Source organism: Pseudomonas guineae (assembly GCF_900113745.1).
Classification (GTDB): domain Bacteria; phylum Pseudomonadota; class Gammaproteobacteria; order Pseudomonadales; family Pseudomonadaceae; genus Aquipseudomonas; species Aquipseudomonas guineae.
Map to the genome: position 1 here is coordinate 293,326 of NZ_FOQL01000001.1, position 17,101 is coordinate 310,426.

The following is a 17,101-nucleotide window of genomic DNA, read 5'->3' on the forward strand; positions in this document are numbered from 1 at the left end:
TTGAGAATGCTAGCACTGAGGCAGGCGCCCGGGCATTCACGCCGCGCGCCAAGCGCAGCGGCAAAATCGGCCACAGCCAATGCGCTCACCCTAACGCAGCCAAAAACCTCACTCAGCCACACTATTTGATATGGCTGCGCAGCTGATCCGAATCGGCTTTCAGGCTTCGAATTCCGCCTGCAAGGCCGCACGCACGCAATGCAGGATGCCAAGTTCAACACGCCCAGCAAACTGCTCGCTGATGGCGGCTACTGGCGGCAGCTCACCCTCGCCATCGAGAAAGGCATCCTGAATCTCGCTGAGCAAGGCCTCAGGTACATCCAGCGCCTGCTCCAGCGACAACTGCTGACGGCCAATAGCCTCGGCTAACAGGCCGTAGACATTCTTTTCACTGCAGCTAAGCTGGCTGGCGATCTGCGCCGGAGTCATGCCAGCACGCGCCAGGCTGACCAATTCATGGCGCAGGTCAACCACCGCACGCGGCGCGTCATCACCAGCACCGAGCACGGCCAGAAAGGCCTCGCCATAACGCTCCAGCTTGCGCGCACCAACGCCACTGACCCGGGCCATCTCGGCCAGAGTACTGGGCTGGCCACGCAGCATTTCCAGCAAGGTGGCATCCGGGAAGATCACATAAGGTGGCACGCCATGCTCTTCCGCCAGTTTACGCCGCAAGGCACGCAGTGCTTCCCACTGACCGCGCTCCTCGCCACGCACCAATTGACTGGCGGCACTGCTGGACGCCTTGGCGCTTTGTTGCGGTTTCAGATCACGGCGCAGCTGCAAACTAACCTCGCCTTTGAGCAAGGGCCGGCAACTGTCAGAAAGACGCAGGCCGCCGAAACCCTCGAGGTCGACATCTGCCAACCCGCGCGCTACCAGTTGGCGGAACAGTGAACGCCATTCACCTTCGGCAAACGCTTTGCCAATGCCGAAAACCGCCAAATGCTGATGGCCGACCGTACGAATTTTATCGTTATCACGGCCGAGCAACACATCCACCAAATGCCCGACGCCATAACGCTGCCCAGTGCGGTAGATCGCCGACAGCGCCTGGCGCGCCGGCTCGGTGGCGTCCCAGGTCTGTACGCCATCGATGCAGTTGTCGCAGTGCCCGCAAGGTTGCGGCATGTCTTCATCGAAGTAGGCCAGCAACGATTGGCGGCGGCAGCGGGTTTCCTCGCACAGCGCCAGCATGGCGTCGAGCTTGTGTTGTTCGACGCGCTTATGCCGCTCGTCCCCCTCAGAGTTGTTGAGCATCTGCTTGAGGAAAATCACATCTTGCAGACCGTAGGCCATCCAGGCATCCGCCGGTAAACCGTCACGGCCCGCGCGCCCCGTCTCTTGGTAATAGGCTTCCAGGGATTTCGGCAGATCAAGGTGGGCGACGAAACGCACGTTGGGTTTGTCGATGCCCATGCCGAAGGCGATGGTCGCCACCATGATCAGACCTTCCTCATTGAGAAAGCGCTTCTGGTGATAGGCGCGCAGTTCGTTAGCCAAGCCGGCGTGATAGGGCAACGCTGGGAAGCCCTGCTCAGAAAGGAAAGAAGCCACCTCCTCGACCTTCTTGCGCGACAGGCAATAGACGATGCCAGCATCACCCTTACGCGCCGCCAGGAAGTTCAGCAACTGCTTGCGCGGCTGCTCCTTGGGCACGATGCGGTAGAAGATATTCGGCCGGTCGAAGCTCGACAGAAAACGCTCGGCATTCTGCAGGTGCAGACGCTGGACGATTTCCTCGCGGGTGCGCATATCTGCCGTCGCAGTCAGAGCAATGCGCGGCACGTTGGGGAACAACTCGGCCAGTTGGCCCAGCTGCAAGTATTCCGGGCGGAAGTCATGCCCCCACTGCGACACGCAATGCGCCTCGTCGATGGCAAACAAGGCAATTTCAAGGCTTTGCAGAAAATTCAGCATGCGCGGCTGCACCAGCCGCTCGGGGGCGAGATAAAGCATCTTGATCTCGCCGCGTTTGATCCGTTCGGCAATCTCACGCTGCTCATCATTACTGAGCGTGGAGTTCAGCGCTGCAGCGGCCACGCCCAGCTCGTCGAGAGTCGCGACTTGGTCGTCCATCAGCGCAATCAGCGGCGACACCACCACCGCCAAGCCCTCACGCAGCAGGGCTGGGACTTGAAAGCACAGCGACTTACCACCGCCGGTGGGCATCAACACCAAGGCGTCGCCACCACTGGCCACACGCTCGATAATCGCACCCTGACGACCGCGGAAGCTGTCGTAACCGAATACGTCTTTGAGGATGCGTTGCGCGTGCTCGAGCATGAAGGGTCTCCAAAACAAGCCGCGCATTATACGCAGGTGCTGGATGGGCACGCGCAGCAGTAGCCGAGTTTGCACCGATTTTCACTGACCGTTAGCCTGCACCTATGGCCGCTAGGGTCGCTCTAGACTAGAATCCAGCCTCGTTTACTCTTTCAAGGTAGCCCCCGATGTCCTTCGCCGAGCAACTCTCCCGCCTGCAAGCCTTCCTCGATGCTGATGAGCTGCATGATGAGGCCCTGGACTACATCGCCGCCCACGGCTACCTGACCGCCCTGTCGATTTGCCCGGAAAAAGTGCCTGAGCGCGAGTGGATTGACGCGCTGTTCTCCGAGCCGCCGCATTACCGCAGTGATGCCGAGCGCGAAGAGATCGAAGCCACCCTGATTCAGCTGCAAAGTCATATCGCCCGCCAACTGGCCAGCGATGATGAGCCGGAAGTACCTTGTGAGTTGGACCTCGGCGATGAGCCGGACGACTCCGACTTGCGCGGCTGGTGCATTGGCTTTATGGAAGGGGTGTTCCTGCGTGAAGCGGTGTGGTTCGACGACGCCGAAGATGAAGTCAGCGAACTGCTGCTGCCAATCATGGTGGGGTCGGGTTTGTTCGATGAACAGCCCGAATTTGTCGAAATCGCCAGTGATCGCGACCTGGTTGACAGCATGGTCGAGCAGATCCCCGAGCTACTGACTGCCCTCTTCCTGCTGTGCAATGCCCCCGAAGAAAAGCCGGCCCTGCTGAAGCCTCGCCAACACTAAGCACGCGCCATGGCGCGGGACATTCAGCTTCAGCGCAACCCGGCCATCCGCTACGCTTTGCTGGCCATCGGCTGGCTGAGCGTGGCGTTAGGCGTGATCGGTATATTTCTCCCCGTTCTGCCCACCACGCCTTTTCTGCTGCTAGCTGCGGCCTGTTTTATGCGCAGCTCAAAACGCTTTTACCTGTGGCTGGTCAACCACCGTCAACTCGGCCCGTGGATTGTCGATTACCTCGAAGGCCAAGGCATCCCGCTCAAGGGCAAGGTCTACGCCATCAGCCTGATGTGGTTGAGCATCGGTGTGTCGTGCTACGTGGTACCGCTGTTCTGGGCCAGGGCCTTTATGCTCACCAGCGCAGTGTTGGTCAGCCTGTACATCATCAGGCAGAAAACCCTGACCAAGCGCTAGCAGGCGGCTAAACCCGGCGACATTGCGCATATTCAGCGCGGCAAACATCAGCAGCAACACCTAAACTCCCCCCAATTTCCGGCCAAGGCGTGGCACATGCCCCACCGTCAGCTTACTTATGGATGGTTCAAGCGCCTCAAGCGAGCGTTACTGAGCGGCTGCATCCTGCTGATCGGCGTGGCGAGCGCCCTGGCCAACTGGGACTTCGACGTGATCCTGCAAAAGGCCGAAAGCCGCTACGGTACTCTCGGCTCGGCCAAACCACGCATCCTGGCCTGGGAGGCGCAAATCAAGACCAGCAGCACCAGCAATGAGATGGACAAGCTCACCGAGGTTAATCGCTTCTTTAATCGGCAGATTCGTTTTACCGACGACATAAAAGTCTGGAAACAGAACGACTACTGGGCCACCCCGATGGAGATGCTGGTCAAGGGTGAGGGCGACTGCGAAGACTATTCCATCGCCAAGTATTTCACGTTGCGCCGTCTCGGCATCCCCAGCGAAAAACTGCGTATCACCTACGTCAAAGCACTCAACTACAACCAAGCGCACATGGTGCTGACGTACTACGCCAGCCCCGGTGCCGAGCCGCTGGTAATGGACAACTTAATCAACCAGATAAAGCCCGCTTCGCAGCGTAAAGACCTACTACCGGTCTATGCATTCAATGCCGAGGGGCTCTATCTCCCAGGCTCCAACAGCAAGAAGAGCGATTCCAAAAGACTCTCGCGCTGGCAGGACCTGTTGAAAAAAATGCGCACGGAGGGCTTCGCCATCGGCGAAGGCTAGGAGGAACCTATGTCTCTACTCAAACAACTATTTCTCGCCATCTGCCTATTTTTGGTGGTGGCCTTTACCGGCAGTTTTATCGTCGGTGTAGAAAGCTCGCGCGAGCAATCACTCAGCCAGCTGCGCTCACACGCCCAGGACGCGGCGACCGCGTTAGGGCTGTCGATGACGCCGCACGCGGACGATCCGGCAATGATCGAACTGATGGTCAGCTCGATTTTCGACAGCGGCTACTTCAATAGCATCCGCGTGGTGCGCATTCCGGGTGACGATGTGATTGTTGAACGCCGCAGCAGCGACTCCACCGCTGAGAGCGTGCCGGCCTGGTTCAGCCAACTGGTCGATCTGCAGCCCCAGGGCGGCGATGCCTTGATCATGCGTGGCTGGGAACAAGCCGCTCGGGTTGAGGTGCTCAGCAATCCACAATTCGCCCTGGCTAAACTCTGGGACAGCGCCATCGGCAGCCTAATCTGGCTGCTGATTTGCGGCCTAGTCAGCGCCGTACTCGGCGGCTGGCTGTTGCGCACGCAATTACGCCCGCTGGATAACATGGTGCAGCAGGCCCAAGCCATTACTCGCCGTGAGTTCCTCACCCTGCCCACCGTGCCGCGTACGCCGGAACTCAAGCGCGTGGTCACCGCCATGAACCAGATGGTGGAAAAGCTAAAAACCCTGTTTGCCGAAGAAGCCGCACGCAGTGAGAAACTGCGCGAGCAAGCTTACCAAGACAGCATCACCGGCCTGGCCAACCGCCGTCTGTTTGATATCCGCCTGGCCCATCAACTGGCGCTCCACGAACAAAATGCCGAAGGCTATCTGTTCCTGTTGCGGGTCAACGACCTGGCTGGACTCAACCAGCGCTTAGGCGGGCAAAAGACTGACGCACTGATTGCCGCCATCGGCGAGCTGCTCAAGCGCCTGCTTAACCAGAACAACCGCTCAGAGTGGTTGGCCTCACGTAGCCGAGGTGGCGAGTTCAGCCTGCTGGTCCCGGGGATTGGCAGTGAAGAAGCTGAGCTACTGGCCGGCGAACTTTACAATGGCCTGGAAAGCCTGCGTCAGACTGGTGCCAGTGACTGCACACCAGTGGCGCATATAGGCATTGGCGCATTTCGCCCCGGCGAAGCGCCCAACCAAGTCATCAGTCGGGCCGACCAAGCCCTGGCGCAAACGCAAAATGACCCGAGCCGCCACTGGATGCGCCTGGATGATTACCAGGCCCACGCGGCCCAAGGTCTGCATGACTGGCGCACCTGGATCGACAATGCGCTGAACCAGCGCAAGCTGCAGCTGTATTTTCAACCGGTCATGCTGTGCGCTGACCGCAATCAATTGCTGCATCACAAGGTGCTGGCGCGCCTGCTAGACCCGCAGGGTGAAGCGATTGCCGCCGGGCGTTTTCTGCCCTGGATTGAACGCCTCGGCTGGACCGCACGCTTTGACCTGGCCATGCTCGAACACAGCCTCGCCCACCTTAGCCAGCATGCCGCACCACTGGCGCTGAGCCTGTCAGCAGCCACCCTGCACGACAGCGCCACACTCAAACGCATCGTTGAAATCCTCAAGCAGCATCCGCAACAAGCAAGTCTGCTGACCTTTGAAGTGGACGAACGCCACCTGCCACCGGCAGCTGAGTTGGAAGCCCTCAGCCAGGCTATTCGCGACAGTGGTTTCAGCTTGGGTCTGCAGCATTTCGGTGGACGCTTCAGCCTGATCGGTAACCTCACTCACCTGGGCCTGGCCTACCTGAAACTGGATGGCACCTACATCCGTGCCATCGACCAAGAAAGCGACAAGCGCATGTTTATCGAAGCGGTATTCCGCGCCACAAACAGCATCGACCTGCCGTTGATTGCCGAGATGGTGGAAACCGAAGGCGAGCTTGCAGTGCTCAAGGAGCTGGGGCTTTACGGCGCCATGGGCCGCCTACTTGGCGCACCGATGCCGTGGAAGGATTAATCAGAGTCGTAGCCCGGATGTAATCCGGGCTACGTGAGCACTCGTGATCAGGCGTAGGGTAGATGACGCTTTACCCATCCACAAACAGCGACCTTAGGGTGGATGAAAAGAGCGTCATCCACCCTACAACTTCTGCATTTCAGCCTGTGGCTGAATGCAATCTGGGCTATAGCCTTTAGCCGGACTATTCATCCGTATCAGGTTTCAGCTGACTCAACTGGCAAACAGATAGCCTTCCACATCCATGCCGGCATCGCGCATCTGCGCCAGCTTGTAGCGCAGCGTCCGTGGGCTGATGCCCAGGCGCTCAGCCGCTTCTTTGCGCCGGCCACGCTCGGCACGCAGGGTATCGATGATCATCTGAAATTCATGGCGACGCAGGTCATCACCCAAGGCACCGGAATCTGCCGCTGGCGCCTCGAACGATACCGGCGTGTGCTCACTTGGCACTGCAAACAACGGCGGCGCACTCGGTACTGGCGCAGAACCGATTGGAGCCTGCAAGCAGAGATCCTGCGGCTGAATCAAGCCACCTTGTTGCAGGATCAACGCGCGCTGAATGGCGTTATCCAGTTCACGCACGTTACCCGGCCAGCTGTAGCGGGTCAGGCTCATCTGCGCTTGAGGGGAAAGACGAATCGGCGCGTGATTCATTTTCTTCACATACTTGGCCAACAAGCGTTCGGCCAGCGGTACGATATCCGCCGGGCGCTCACGCAGCGGCTGCCAGGCCAGTGGGAACACCGACAAGCGATAGTAGAGGTCCTCTCGGAAGCGCCCCGCCGCCACTTCTGCAGCCAGGTCACGGTTACTGGTGGCCAGCACACGGATATCGAGAATAATCGGTTTACGCGCGCCCACTCTTTCTACCTCGCGTTCCTGCAGCACGCGCAACAACTTGGCCTGCAAGCCCAGCGGCATTTCCGAGATTTCATCGAGCAGAATGGTACCGCCCTCGGCCAGCTCGAACTTACCCGGTGCACTGGCAATCGCCCCGGTAAACGCGCCCTTCTCATGGCCGAACAACGTGGCTTCGAGCATGTTGTCCGGGATCGCCGCACAGTTGATGGCGATAAAGGGTTTGCTGGCGCGTGGCGACTGCTGATGAATAAAGCGCGCCAGCACCTCTTTACCTGTACCTGACTCACCGGTGATCAACACCGTGGAGTCGCTCTGCGCCACGCGCGTGGCCAAGGCCAGCAGCTGCACGCTGGCCGGCTCTACAGCGACCGGGCCATCCTGCTCGCTGGCCGTGACTCGCCCCAAAGCATGTCGATCGACCAGGCTCAGCAAAGCCTTGGGCTCAAACGGCTTGACCAGATAATCCGCTGCGCCTTGACGCATGGCATCCACCGCACGCTCAACCGCGCCGAACGCGGTCATCAGCAGCACCGGCAATTGCGGCTGACGTTGACGAATCTGCGCCAGCAACTGGTGGCCATCCATGCCGGGCATATTGACGTCACTCACCACCAAACCAAAGGACTCTTCGGTAATAGCCAGCAGCGCTGTTTCGGCGCAATCAACCGCGCGGTAATCATGTCCGCCCAGCGCCAGAGTATCGGCCAATGCCTCGCGCAATGAGCGGTCATCTTCGACCAACAGAATTTTGCTCGCCATGGGAAATTACTCCTGAATCAAAGGGTGTGCAGCACCGAGTAGCGGCAAGGTAATAATGGCGCAGGTACCACGCCCCGGCCGCGAACGCAGCTGCACGTCGCCCTGATGGGCCCGCGCAACGGCCTTAACCACGGCCAGGCCAAGCCCAGTACCGGTGGTTTTGGTGGTGAAGAAGGGTTCGCCAAGCCGGGCCAGCGTCGCGCTGTCGATGCCTGGGCCGTTGTCGCTGACGCACAAGCGCAGGTTTTCGCCGCGCTGATACAGGTGAACTTTCAATTGTGCTTCACGGCCGCCCGCCTGAATCGCGTTCTCGATCAGGTTGAGCACCGTGCCAACTAAGGTGTCGCGGTTGCACATCAGCTCGCCGGTACGGCTGTCGCACTGCCAGCGCACTTGCATACCCAACACATGGGGTTCGGCGGAGCGCCGCAGCGCATCGAACAATGCCGTGGGTGCCAAGCGATCGGGTAACGGCAAGTCGCCGCGAGCGAAGACCAGCATATCGCGGACCTGATGCTCCAGCTCGTGCAAACGCTCTTTCAAACGACCAGCAAAACGCTGCTGCTGTTCAGCCGGTAGCACCTGTTCGGTGAGATGGCTGGCGTAGAGCAAGGCAGCGGAGAGCGGCGTACGAATTTGATGCGCCAGCGATGCGACCATACGCCCCAAGGCAGACAAGCGCTCGTGGCGGGACAGTTGATCCTGCAAGCGCCGGGTTTCTGTCAGGTCGGTGAGCAACACCAGCTGGCCCGGCTCGGCATGTAATGAGCGCGTGGCAATTGACAAGCGCCGGCCGTCTTTAAGGGAAATTTCATGGCCATCGTCTTCACGCGGGGCAAAGTTGCGGGCGATGACTTCGCGCCACAACATACCGACCAACGGCCGACCCAACAGGTTGCGCGCCACCGGGTTGGCTTCACGCACCACGCCCTGACCATCGATCACAATCACGCCACCAGGCAGCAAGTCCAACAGGCTCTGCAAGCGGTTAGCCAGGCGCTCTTTCTCGGCCAACTCCTGCATGCGCTGAGCACTGACCAACGCCAGCTGACCTTTAAGCTCGGTTACCCGCGCTTCCAGCATGCTGTAGGAGGCATTGAGCTGGGTCGACATCTGGTTGAACAAGGCAAAGGTCTGTTCGAGCCCAGCACGGCTGGTCTGCTCTACTGGAGCGGCAGGCTGGTCGGAATCTTGGGGACGTTGCAGGTTGGTATTCATGGTTCTCTCTCGCGCAGCGAGCCGTCATAAGACAGTCAGTTGCAAGAGAGTTAGCAATACCCGTGCCGTAAAAAATATTCTTTAAAATCAATACTCTAAAAAACAAAACCGAAGGTTGCGTCAAACCTTCGGCTTTATTGGTTGAGCAAACGCCAAGTCACTGACGAACGCGGACAGAAGCCCTCAGTCGTCCAACCCCTCGTCATCACGCCGGCTCATGCCGTATTTACGCATCTTCTCGACCAGGGTGGTGCGGCGAATACGCAGACGCTCGGCCGCACGCGCCACCACACCATTGGCATCATCAAGGGCTTGCTGAATCAGGCCCTGTTCGAGAGTGCCTAAATAGTCCTTAAGGTCCAGACCTTCTGGCGGCAGCATGGCCGCCGAACTCACACCCGGCAAGCCTGAGATCAGCGTGGCGCGTTCATCTATGTCATCGCGCAGGCTGGCAACCATGTGTTCGTCTTCATCATCGACATGACGAAACTTCTTCGGCAACTCACCCACGCCTATCACGCCGTAGGGATGCATGATCGCCATGCGCTCGACCAGGTTGGCCAGCTCGCGCACGTTACCCGCCCAGTCATGCTGACACAGCGACATGATGGCCGCCGAGTTAAACCGAATGGAGCCGCGCTTCTCGAACTCCATGCGTGAAATCAACTCATTCATCAGCAAGGGAATGTCCTCGATGCGCTCACGCAACGGGGCCATCTCGATCGGGAACACGTTGAGGCGGTAATACAGATCCTCACGGAAGCTACCTGCCTCGATCATCTGCTCAAGGTTCTTGTGCGTAGCGGCAATGATCCGTACATCGGCATTCTGGGTTTTATTGCTGCCCACTCGCTCAAAGGTACGCTCCTGCAATACGCGCAGCAGCTTCACCTGCATGGGCAGCGGCATGTCGCCGATTTCATCGAGAAACAGCGTACCGCCACTGGCCAGCTCGAAACGCCCAGCACGGGTAGTGATCGCGCCGGTAAACGCGCCTTTCTCGTGACCGAACAACTCGCTCTCCAGCAACTCGGCAGGAATCGCCCCGCAGTTGACTGGCACAAAAGGGCCTTCACGACGCTTGGAGTGGTAATGCAGGTTGCGCGCGACCACTTCCTTACCAGTGCCCGACTCACCCAAAATCAGCACGCTGGCCTCGGTGTCGGCCACCTGCTGCATCATCTGCCGCACATGCTGAATAGCCCGGCTGGTACCGACCAGGCTACGGAACAAATTGGTCTCGCGCTGCCGGCCACGCTCACGAGCCTGGTCGTACATCTCACGGTAAACCTGGGCGCGGTGCAACGAGTCGAGCAGCTTGTTGTAGCTAAGCGGCATCTCCAGGCAGGCCAACACACTGCGACGCTGCTCTTCCGGCCAATCGCTGGCAACCTGCTCATCAAGCAAAAGCGCTGGCAGAAACTCATCCCACTCGGCCAACTGCTTAAGCATGCCCAACACACCGCACTTAGCAGTGACGTCACCCAGCAACACGCTGAGCACCTCACGGCTCGACTCTAGGCTTGCGACAACCTGCTGCCAGCTCTGGCTGTCACAGGTCAGGTGGTCTTCACCGAGAAAGTTGAGGATCACCGCCAAGTCACGGCGGCGCTCACTGTTATCGTCAATCAGGAGGATTTTGGTTTCACGCCACATAATTTATTTTCTGATCCTGGAGTGAAAAACGCGCCCGCCGCCCACTACAACTCGCCCCAGCGCCGGCAATTGGACAGCAGTAAAGTCAATTTCTTGTTAGATGTCAATTTTATGGCGTGCTTATTTCTGCTTAACAAGCAAGTCCAGTCGATATGTGAAAAAGAGGGGGATGAAACGGGGGAAACATCATTAACGAGCAGAAGGTCGGTGCGAGCGAACATCGACCTGGCGCAGCCATCAACCAAACAACTGATAGACCTTGGCACCTTGTTGCGATTGGTTCAGTTGAACCAGTTCATGGGCCAAACGCTGTTGCTCGGCCTGGCACACGCTGACCAGCTCACGATAAAGCTCCAGCAACTCCTGCATACGGGCACGCAGGGTATCTTCGTCACTGGCAGACTCAACCATGGCTTCATCTACAGCCTGACGGCACTGTAAATCCAGCTCTCCAATAGCGGCCCAGTCTTGATTAGCTAAGGCGCTGCGTAGCGCACTACCGGTTTTTTCTAGACGCTGGACTGTCGAAGTCATGGGTACGTTCCTTTAAGCATCAAACCGGATCAGTGACCGATAGCATCCCAACCGGATTTGACTTCACGCAACAGGTTGGACACTTCATCCAAAGCGGCAATGTCATTACCACGGTTGGCTTCCAGCAAACGACTAATCATGTACTCGTAGAGGCTGTCGAGGTTTTGCGAAAGCTCACCACCCACCTCATGATCCAAAGGCTCGCGCAGGCCGCCAATAATCGAAATAGACTTACCGATTAGCTCACCCTTTTCGGCAAATCTCTCACGCTGAATAGCACCACGAGCTTGAGCAGTGCGCTCAAGAGCGCCTTCCATCAGCATCTGGATCAAGCGATGCGGGCTGGCCTCGAATACTTCACTGTGCACGCTTACACGTTGGTACTGCTTCATGGCGGTCATGGCATTCATGGGGGGCTCTCCTCGTTAATCGCTACTATTCTATGTATCGGCAACGAAGGGCTGGACTTTATAGGTAGATTTAAGTTCTGGTGAAAAAACGTTATTTATTATTGCTGACAACACCGGGCATGTTCTCAAACAAAGACGTCAAGCTATCGCTGGTCGTCTTTAACTGACCAACCAGCGCATCCATGGCGTTGTATTGTTTATACAAGCGATCAGTCAGTGAAGTCATTCGCGTTGCCAGCTCAGTTTTCTGTTTGTCGACCTTGCTCAAGGTGGCCTGCAACGAATCTGTGCGCTGTTCAAGGATGCCGCCGCTATCGGTGTAGCCCGCAAGCTTGCTCGATAGTCGCGCAGCCAAGCCTGTGTCACCGGTGAAATACCCAGCGATACCATCAAAGTCAGCACTGATGGCCTTACCCAGAATGGTCGAGTCAACCTTCAAGGTACCGTCTTTCTGAGTGGTCACGCCGAGATCAGCCAGAACGCGAAATGCGCCATCACCCTGCACAGTCGTGAGTTCACTGCGCACCATATTGACCAAGGAGCGCACCGAGCTATCGCCCAGCAATGCACCCGTCACAGGGGCTGAGGTGTCATTAACCACAGTCACCTTAGTGGCCGAGTTAATAAAACCAATCATGGTGTTGTAAGCATCGGCAAATTTTTGCACGTTGGCCTTAACGCCAGCCTGATCCTGGGCAATCGTCAGCGTGCTGGTGCCCAGGGTTTTTAGGTCCAGGCTCACGCCATCAATCACTTTGTCGATGGTGTTGGTATCACGGGTTATGCTCAGACCATCGACAGTAATCTTAGAACTTTGCGCGGCCGTAATGACCTTGCCAGACGCATTAAACGTTTGCATGTCGGCGATATAGTTAGCGTCGCTGGTACCGTCTGGATAGGCCGTCGCATCAGGGGCGACAGGGTTGCCAGAAAAAGCCAGCGTATTCAGCGCAGTTTGACCCGCCTCGGCGGCGCCACCGACAACGCTGACAGTGATGTCATTACCGTCGCCCGATTTGCTACCACTGAGCACCAGTCGAGAGCCCTGATCATCGGTGACAATGCTGGCACTGACACCTCCAGCTGCCTTATTGATCGCATCACGCAGCCCAGCCAGGGTGTTGTTGCTGGCGTCGACCACCACATCCAGCACATTGGTAGCACCGACTTTGATCGACAAGGTACCGCTCGACAGCGTTATGCCCTCCACACTTGGCACCGCCGCCAACGCCACTTTGCTGCTGCTGGCAAGCTGGGTTACTTCTAACTTATAGCTACCGGCAGGTGCGCTTTGGCTCGCTGTAGCCGCCAGTACCTTGTTGTCGCTGGAGGATGCCGTGCGGGCCAGAAACTGCGATGGACTGTTAAGTGCCGCCAGGGCTGTTTGAAAGCCGCTGATGGCTCCTTTGAGCTGACCCAAACTAGTCAGCTGCGTGGTGGTCTTGCTTTCCAGCTTACCCAACTGGCTTTGCTTGGGGGCTTGCTCGGCGTTGACCATGGCCTTGACGATACTGTCGATATCTATGCCCGAACCGATACCTGTAATGCCTGCCATGTCAAACCCCCGTCAAAAAATTGTCTGCAGTGGATGATTTACCCGCCTACAGACGAAACAACCAAGAAACATGCCATCAGGCACGTGCTTCAAACATCAAGCTGCGCAGCGATTCAAGCTGTTCCGAAAGGCGCAGGGCCTCCTCGGATGGCAGTTGACGAATCACCTCACCGGAGTCGCGGTCCGTCACCTTAACGACCACCTCACCGCTGCTGTCATCCACACTAAAATCTAGGCTGCGTTGCACGTTCTGCACAAACGAAGAAATGCTCGCCACGGCAGAGTCTAGACTCTCCCGCGCAAGCGTTTGGTCTTCTGGCTGTTTAGCCGCAAGGGCTTCAACAGTTTCAAGTGCAGTGGCTTCGATACTTTTACTGCTACCTAGAGGTTCACGCACGCTGGCCGCTGACTGCGGTATCGTTGCAAGTTTAGCAAAATCCATACTCTAACCTCCCATGGAGGAAAGGGAGGACAGGTCACCCCGCCCTCCCTGCGTTATTGCAACCCCAGCTTACTGCAGCAGGGAAAGGACAGCCTGCGGCAACTGCTTGGCCTGGGCCAAAATCGCGGTGCCGGCCTGCTGCAGCACCTGATTTTTCGACAAGTTAGCGGTTTCTGCAGCATAGTCGGTGTCTTTGATCCGGCTGCGGGCAGCCGAGGCGTTCTCCGAAATATTCTGCAGGTTATTGATGGTGTTATCGAAGCGGTTCTGCACCGCACCGAGGTCGGCACGCTGGGAGTCGATTGCAGCCAGAGCGTTATCAATAACAGACAATGCCTGTTGCGCACCATCAGCAGTTGAGATGTCCACCTTACCGATGTCTGCCAATTCCGATTTACCCGCAGAGAAAAGCTCGGTGGTCGTACCCGTTATCGCATAAGAAGTCGGCGAGTTCACTTGCACGTAACCAACCGCAGTGCCTCCGAGAACAGCTAGATCCGAAGCGTTAGCCGCATACGTACCGCCAGAGTTTTGCACATTAACAGTAAGTGCACCGGCCGCATCAACAGCAGTAGTTCCGTCTTGTTTGAATACAGCACCAAACTCGATATTTTCACCGGTAGACGAGGTGACTGTTAGGATATTGTCTTTGTCGAGATTAGCTGTTAGACCAAGTTTGGCGGCGTTTGAGTTGATCTGGCTGGCGAGATCTTCGGTCGAGGTAACACCCACGAACGCAACTGTCTCGCTACCCACTGTGAGGTTGAAGTTAAGGGCCTGTGCACCAGCAGCAGTAAGGTCCACTCCAATCTTGGCAACTGTACGCGCACTCGCAGACAGACCTGGAATCGCGCCTTCAAACTTAGCCGCAACACTCTTAGCTGAGTCAGTGGTTACGATGGAAACCGCTTTTGTTTCACCACCGCCTACGACAGTCAGCGATTGTGCTGTGAAGACAGCAGGACCTAAAGCTGCCGCACCAGCAGTAGGAGCAACGATTGGACCACTTGCAGTAACGGAATTACCAGCAGTGGCCGCAACAGCCGGTGTCCCGACCGCAGCTGAAAGGGAAGCAGTCCTCGTAGTGCCACCAGCACTATTCAGCTGGAAAGAGCCCACTTTATTTGCCGCAGCACTTTTCAGGCTAACGTCGATAGTCTCATACGCATTCGAACCCACTTGGAAGCTGGAAGTACCGAACGAACCATCAAGCAACTTACGACCACCGAAGGTGGTGGTGTCAGCAATACGCGTCAGCTCACTTTGCAGCGCAGACACTTCTTTCTGTAGAGATGAGCGATCAGCGTCGCTGTTAGAGCCGTTAGCTGACTGGATGGATAGGTCACGCATCCGTTGCAGCAGGTTAGTAGATTGCTGCAGAGCACCTTCAGCGGTTTGCGACAGGGAGATACCATCGTTGGCGTTACGTACCGCCACATTCAAACCGCTGATCTGACTGGTCAGGCGGTTAGAAATTTGCAAGCCTGCTGCGTCGTCCTTGGCACTGTTAATACGCGAACCAGTGGACAGACGCTCCAGCGATGTATTGAGCGCATTGGACGAACTGGTCAAGTTGCGCTGAGTGTTGAGCGATGCAATGTTGGTATTTACTGTAAGAGCCATGATGCTGTCCTCCGGGGACGAGTAATTGCCTGAGCCTGCGAGCTTGGGCCGGCATGCCCAGGCACCCATAAAGTTCGCATTCGAAATATTTATCGCCCCAAAAGCACAAAGCTTTAGGGGCTTGCATGAAAAAAAAATTTGGCCCCGGGCTAGAGCTTGCGAACGCACCATTCCTCCTGCATCGTGGTCCCATCCAAGCCCGACAAGACACCTCAGCTATGATCAACCCGCGCGAGAAAGCACAACAAAAAATCATTCAGTCGTTGCAGCAAGCTGAACGAAGTAACGACCTTGCAGCTCAAGCAAACCTATATGTAAAACTTGCCACCTTAGTACCTGAGCATGCTGTAGCTCACGCTCGAGCAGCAGCGTTATTACACTCACAAGGCCGCGATGCCAAAGCTTTTCACCACATCAAGCAGGCCTTGGAACTGCCATCCTGTGAAGAAGTGGACACCCTGATTTTCCCGCTTCTGGCCCAAAGAGCCGATATGCTAAAGCAGAACCTTGAGCACACCCATGCTTGGTTCCAGGCGCACCCTAACTTTTGGAGGCTACAGCTGCTGGCACTGGCATTGATTGCCCAGGAACAGTTTTCCGAAGCAGAGCAACTCATCACCAGAGCACTTGAGCATCCCGACTACGGACCACACTCACACTGGCTGCTGCTGACACTCGCACACATATATTATTGCCTGCTGCAATTTCACGAGAGCATTGCCTGCTGCCAACTGGTACTGGAACTCACCCCTAATGACCAACAAGCTCTGTATAAGCTAGCCAGTAACTACAACAAACTAGGTCAATACCGCCAAGCGATAGATTATTACAATCAGGTACTCGAACTCAGCCCAGACGATATCGATGCCCACCACTGTCTTGCCCAATTGATGCTCAAACTTGGCAACTTCCAACAAGGCTGGAAACATAACGAATGGCGCTGGGCCAAATCCATTGCAGATCAAGCCCACACATTCAACATCCCTGAATGGCAGGGCGAAACACTCGAGGGTAAAAGACTGTTGGTTTGGTGTGAGCAAGGCGTTGGCGACCAAATCATGTTCGCCACTGTCATTTCAGACCTATTGGCATGGACAGAGCACATTGCCTGGGAGTGTGATCCGCGGCTAGTCCCTTTACTCAATAGAAGCATGCCTAACATTAATTTCATTGAAAAAAGCACACCGACGCAAGGCAAGCCCATTCTTAAAATCTGGCCATCTTCTGACTACCATATCCCCGCAGGTAGTTTGTGTAAAATATTGCGTAGTGACATTGGCAAGTTCTCAAAACCAAATGCTTTTCTGCAAGCAGAAAAAGAGAAAACAAAAATAATCCGTAGTAGTTATAAAAAACAATTTCCCGAGAAATTACTGGTTGGTATTTCATGGCGCGGAGGCACAACTGCTGGCACAAACAAATATACCCGCAGCCTAAAACACAATGAAATGCAAGCTCTCAGCGCTTTGACCAACGTACAGTTCATCAACTTACAATATGGCAATACAGAGGATGAACTGGCCAGCCTGACTGATATTGGCCTCGACATTTACAACGACAGGGATATCAATCCATTAGTCAATATCGATGACCAAGCCGCGCAAATTTCTGCACTCGACTTAATTATAACAATTGATAACACCACAGTGCACTTAGCCGGAGCCTTAGGCATGCCCACGTACCTGCTTCTACCTGCAGACCCTGACTGGCGCTGGGGACTAGAGCAAGAAACCAGTTACTGGTATCCATCCGTAGAATTTATTCGCAATCAAAACACCCAGAATTGGATGAATGCTATCGAAACGGCTATTGCGAAAATTGCTAATATCAGACCGAACGAGTGATC

Annotated in this window: 14 protein-coding genes; 5 read left to right on the forward strand and 9 right to left on the reverse strand. The window is 56.4% G+C overall.

Translation table 11 applies throughout. The features are described from left to right. Positions 1-159 precede the first annotated feature (159 nt). Complete coding sequence (recQ, locus tag BMZ32_RS01470) at positions 160-2,286, reverse strand: DNA helicase RecQ (protein ID WP_090238568.1); 2,127 nt, start codon at positions 2,284-2,286, stop codon at positions 160-162. A gap of 167 nt (positions 2,287-2,453) precedes the next feature. Between recQ and BMZ32_RS01475 the strand changes: the two genes are divergently transcribed. From BMZ32_RS01475 to lapD, 4 genes are all read left to right on the forward strand, one after another. Beyond that, on the forward strand, positions 2,454-3,041 hold the full coding sequence (locus BMZ32_RS01475; RefSeq protein ID WP_090238571.1) for a UPF0149 family protein: 588 nt from the start codon (positions 2,454-2,456) through the stop codon (positions 3,039-3,041). A 9-nt stretch (positions 3,042-3,050) separates the two neighbouring features. Next, on the forward strand, positions 3,051-3,449 hold the full coding sequence (locus tag BMZ32_RS01480; protein ID WP_090238574.1) for a YbaN family protein: 399 nt from the start codon (positions 3,051-3,053) through the stop codon (positions 3,447-3,449). Positions 3,450-3,545: 96 nt separating this feature from the next. Then, the gene (gene lapG, locus BMZ32_RS01485; RefSeq protein ID WP_090238577.1) at positions 3,546-4,238 is read left to right on the forward strand and encodes a cysteine protease LapG; all 693 of its coding nucleotides are present in this window, start codon (positions 3,546-3,548) and stop codon (positions 4,236-4,238) included. Between the two features lie 9 nt (positions 4,239-4,247). After that, a complete protein-coding gene (gene lapD, locus BMZ32_RS01490) occupies positions 4,248-6,197 on the forward strand; it encodes a cyclic di-GMP receptor LapD (protein WP_090238579.1) in 1,950 nt (649 codons plus the stop codon). Between the two features lie 213 nt (positions 6,198-6,410). Here lapD and BMZ32_RS01495 read toward each other — a convergent pair whose 3' ends face one another. From BMZ32_RS01495 to BMZ32_RS01530, 8 genes are all read right to left on the reverse strand, one after another. After that, a complete protein-coding gene (locus BMZ32_RS01495; RefSeq protein WP_090238582.1) occupies positions 6,411-7,817 on the reverse strand; it encodes a sigma-54-dependent transcriptional regulator in 1,407 nt (468 codons plus the stop codon). Positions 7,818-7,823: 6 nt separating this feature from the next. Then, a complete protein-coding gene (locus BMZ32_RS01500) occupies positions 7,824-9,035 on the reverse strand; it encodes a sensor histidine kinase (protein WP_090238585.1) in 1,212 nt (403 codons plus the stop codon). 183 nt (positions 9,036-9,218) lie between these two features. Continuing rightward, entirely contained in the window at positions 9,219-10,691 is a 1,473-nt protein-coding gene (locus BMZ32_RS01505; protein ID WP_090238588.1) for a sigma-54 dependent transcriptional regulator, read from the reverse strand. 237 nt (positions 10,692-10,928) lie between these two features. Next, on the reverse strand, positions 10,929-11,225 hold the full coding sequence (locus tag BMZ32_RS01510; RefSeq protein ID WP_090238591.1) for a flagellar protein FliT: 297 nt from the start codon (positions 11,223-11,225) through the stop codon (positions 10,929-10,931). 29 nt (positions 11,226-11,254) lie between these two features. Then, positions 11,255-11,635 (reverse strand): flagellar export chaperone FliS, encoded by a 381-nt coding sequence (fliS, locus tag BMZ32_RS01515; protein WP_090238595.1) that lies wholly within the window; start codon positions 11,633-11,635, stop codon positions 11,255-11,257. Between the two features lie 91 nt (positions 11,636-11,726). Continuing rightward, a complete protein-coding gene (gene fliD / locus BMZ32_RS01520; protein WP_090238598.1) occupies positions 11,727-13,190 on the reverse strand; it encodes a flagellar filament capping protein FliD in 1,464 nt (487 codons plus the stop codon). Positions 13,191-13,266: 76 nt separating this feature from the next. Beyond that, on the reverse strand, positions 13,267-13,632 hold the full coding sequence (locus tag BMZ32_RS01525) for a flagellar protein FlaG (RefSeq protein ID WP_090238601.1): 366 nt from the start codon (positions 13,630-13,632) through the stop codon (positions 13,267-13,269). Between the two features lie 69 nt (positions 13,633-13,701). After that, entirely contained in the window at positions 13,702-15,255 is a 1,554-nt protein-coding gene (locus BMZ32_RS01530; RefSeq protein ID WP_090238604.1) for a flagellin, read from the reverse strand. Between the two features lie 125 nt (positions 15,256-15,380). On the opposite strand from BMZ32_RS01530, the gene BMZ32_RS01535 reads away from it, so the two are divergent. Next, entirely contained in the window at positions 15,381-17,099 is a 1,719-nt protein-coding gene (locus BMZ32_RS01535) for a tetratricopeptide repeat protein (RefSeq protein ID WP_090238607.1), read from the forward strand. Positions 17,100-17,101: the final 2 nt, after the last annotated feature.

Coding starts and splice junctions, on each gene's coding strand:
- BMZ32_RS01530 (WP_090238604.1), bottom strand. CDS start 15,255: ATGGCTCTTACAGTAAATACCAACATTGCATCGCTCAACACTCAGCGC.
- BMZ32_RS01505 (WP_090238588.1), bottom strand. CDS start 10,691: ATGTGGCGTGAAACCAAAATCCTCCTGATTGACGATAACAGTGAGCGC.
- BMZ32_RS01495 (WP_090238582.1), bottom strand. CDS start 7,817: ATGGCGAGCAAAATTCTGTTGGTCGAAGATGACCGCTCATTGCGCGAG.
- recQ (WP_090238568.1), bottom strand. CDS start 2,286: ATGCTCGAGCACGCGCAACGCATCCTCAAAGACGTATTCGGTTACGAC.
- BMZ32_RS01500 (WP_090238585.1), bottom strand. CDS start 9,035: ATGAATACCAACCTGCAACGTCCCCAAGATTCCGACCAGCCTGCCGCT.
- BMZ32_RS01535 (WP_090238607.1), top strand. CDS start 15,381: ATGAAAAAAAAATTTGGCCCCGGGCTAGAGCTTGCGAACGCACCATTC.
- fliD (WP_090238598.1), bottom strand. CDS start 13,190: ATGGCAGGCATTACAGGTATCGGTTCGGGCATAGATATCGACAGTATC.
- lapD (WP_090238579.1), top strand. CDS start 4,248: ATGTCTCTACTCAAACAACTATTTCTCGCCATCTGCCTATTTTTGGTG.
- BMZ32_RS01475 (WP_090238571.1), top strand. CDS start 2,454: ATGTCCTTCGCCGAGCAACTCTCCCGCCTGCAAGCCTTCCTCGATGCT.
- BMZ32_RS01525 (WP_090238601.1), bottom strand. CDS start 13,632: ATGGATTTTGCTAAACTTGCAACGATACCGCAGTCAGCGGCCAGCGTG.
- lapG (WP_090238577.1), top strand. CDS start 3,546: ATGCCCCACCGTCAGCTTACTTATGGATGGTTCAAGCGCCTCAAGCGA.
- fliS (WP_090238595.1), bottom strand. CDS start 11,635: ATGAATGCCATGACCGCCATGAAGCAGTACCAACGTGTAAGCGTGCAC.
- BMZ32_RS01480 (WP_090238574.1), top strand. CDS start 3,051: ATGGCGCGGGACATTCAGCTTCAGCGCAACCCGGCCATCCGCTACGCT.
- BMZ32_RS01510 (WP_090238591.1), bottom strand. CDS start 11,225: ATGACTTCGACAGTCCAGCGTCTAGAAAAAACCGGTAGTGCGCTACGC.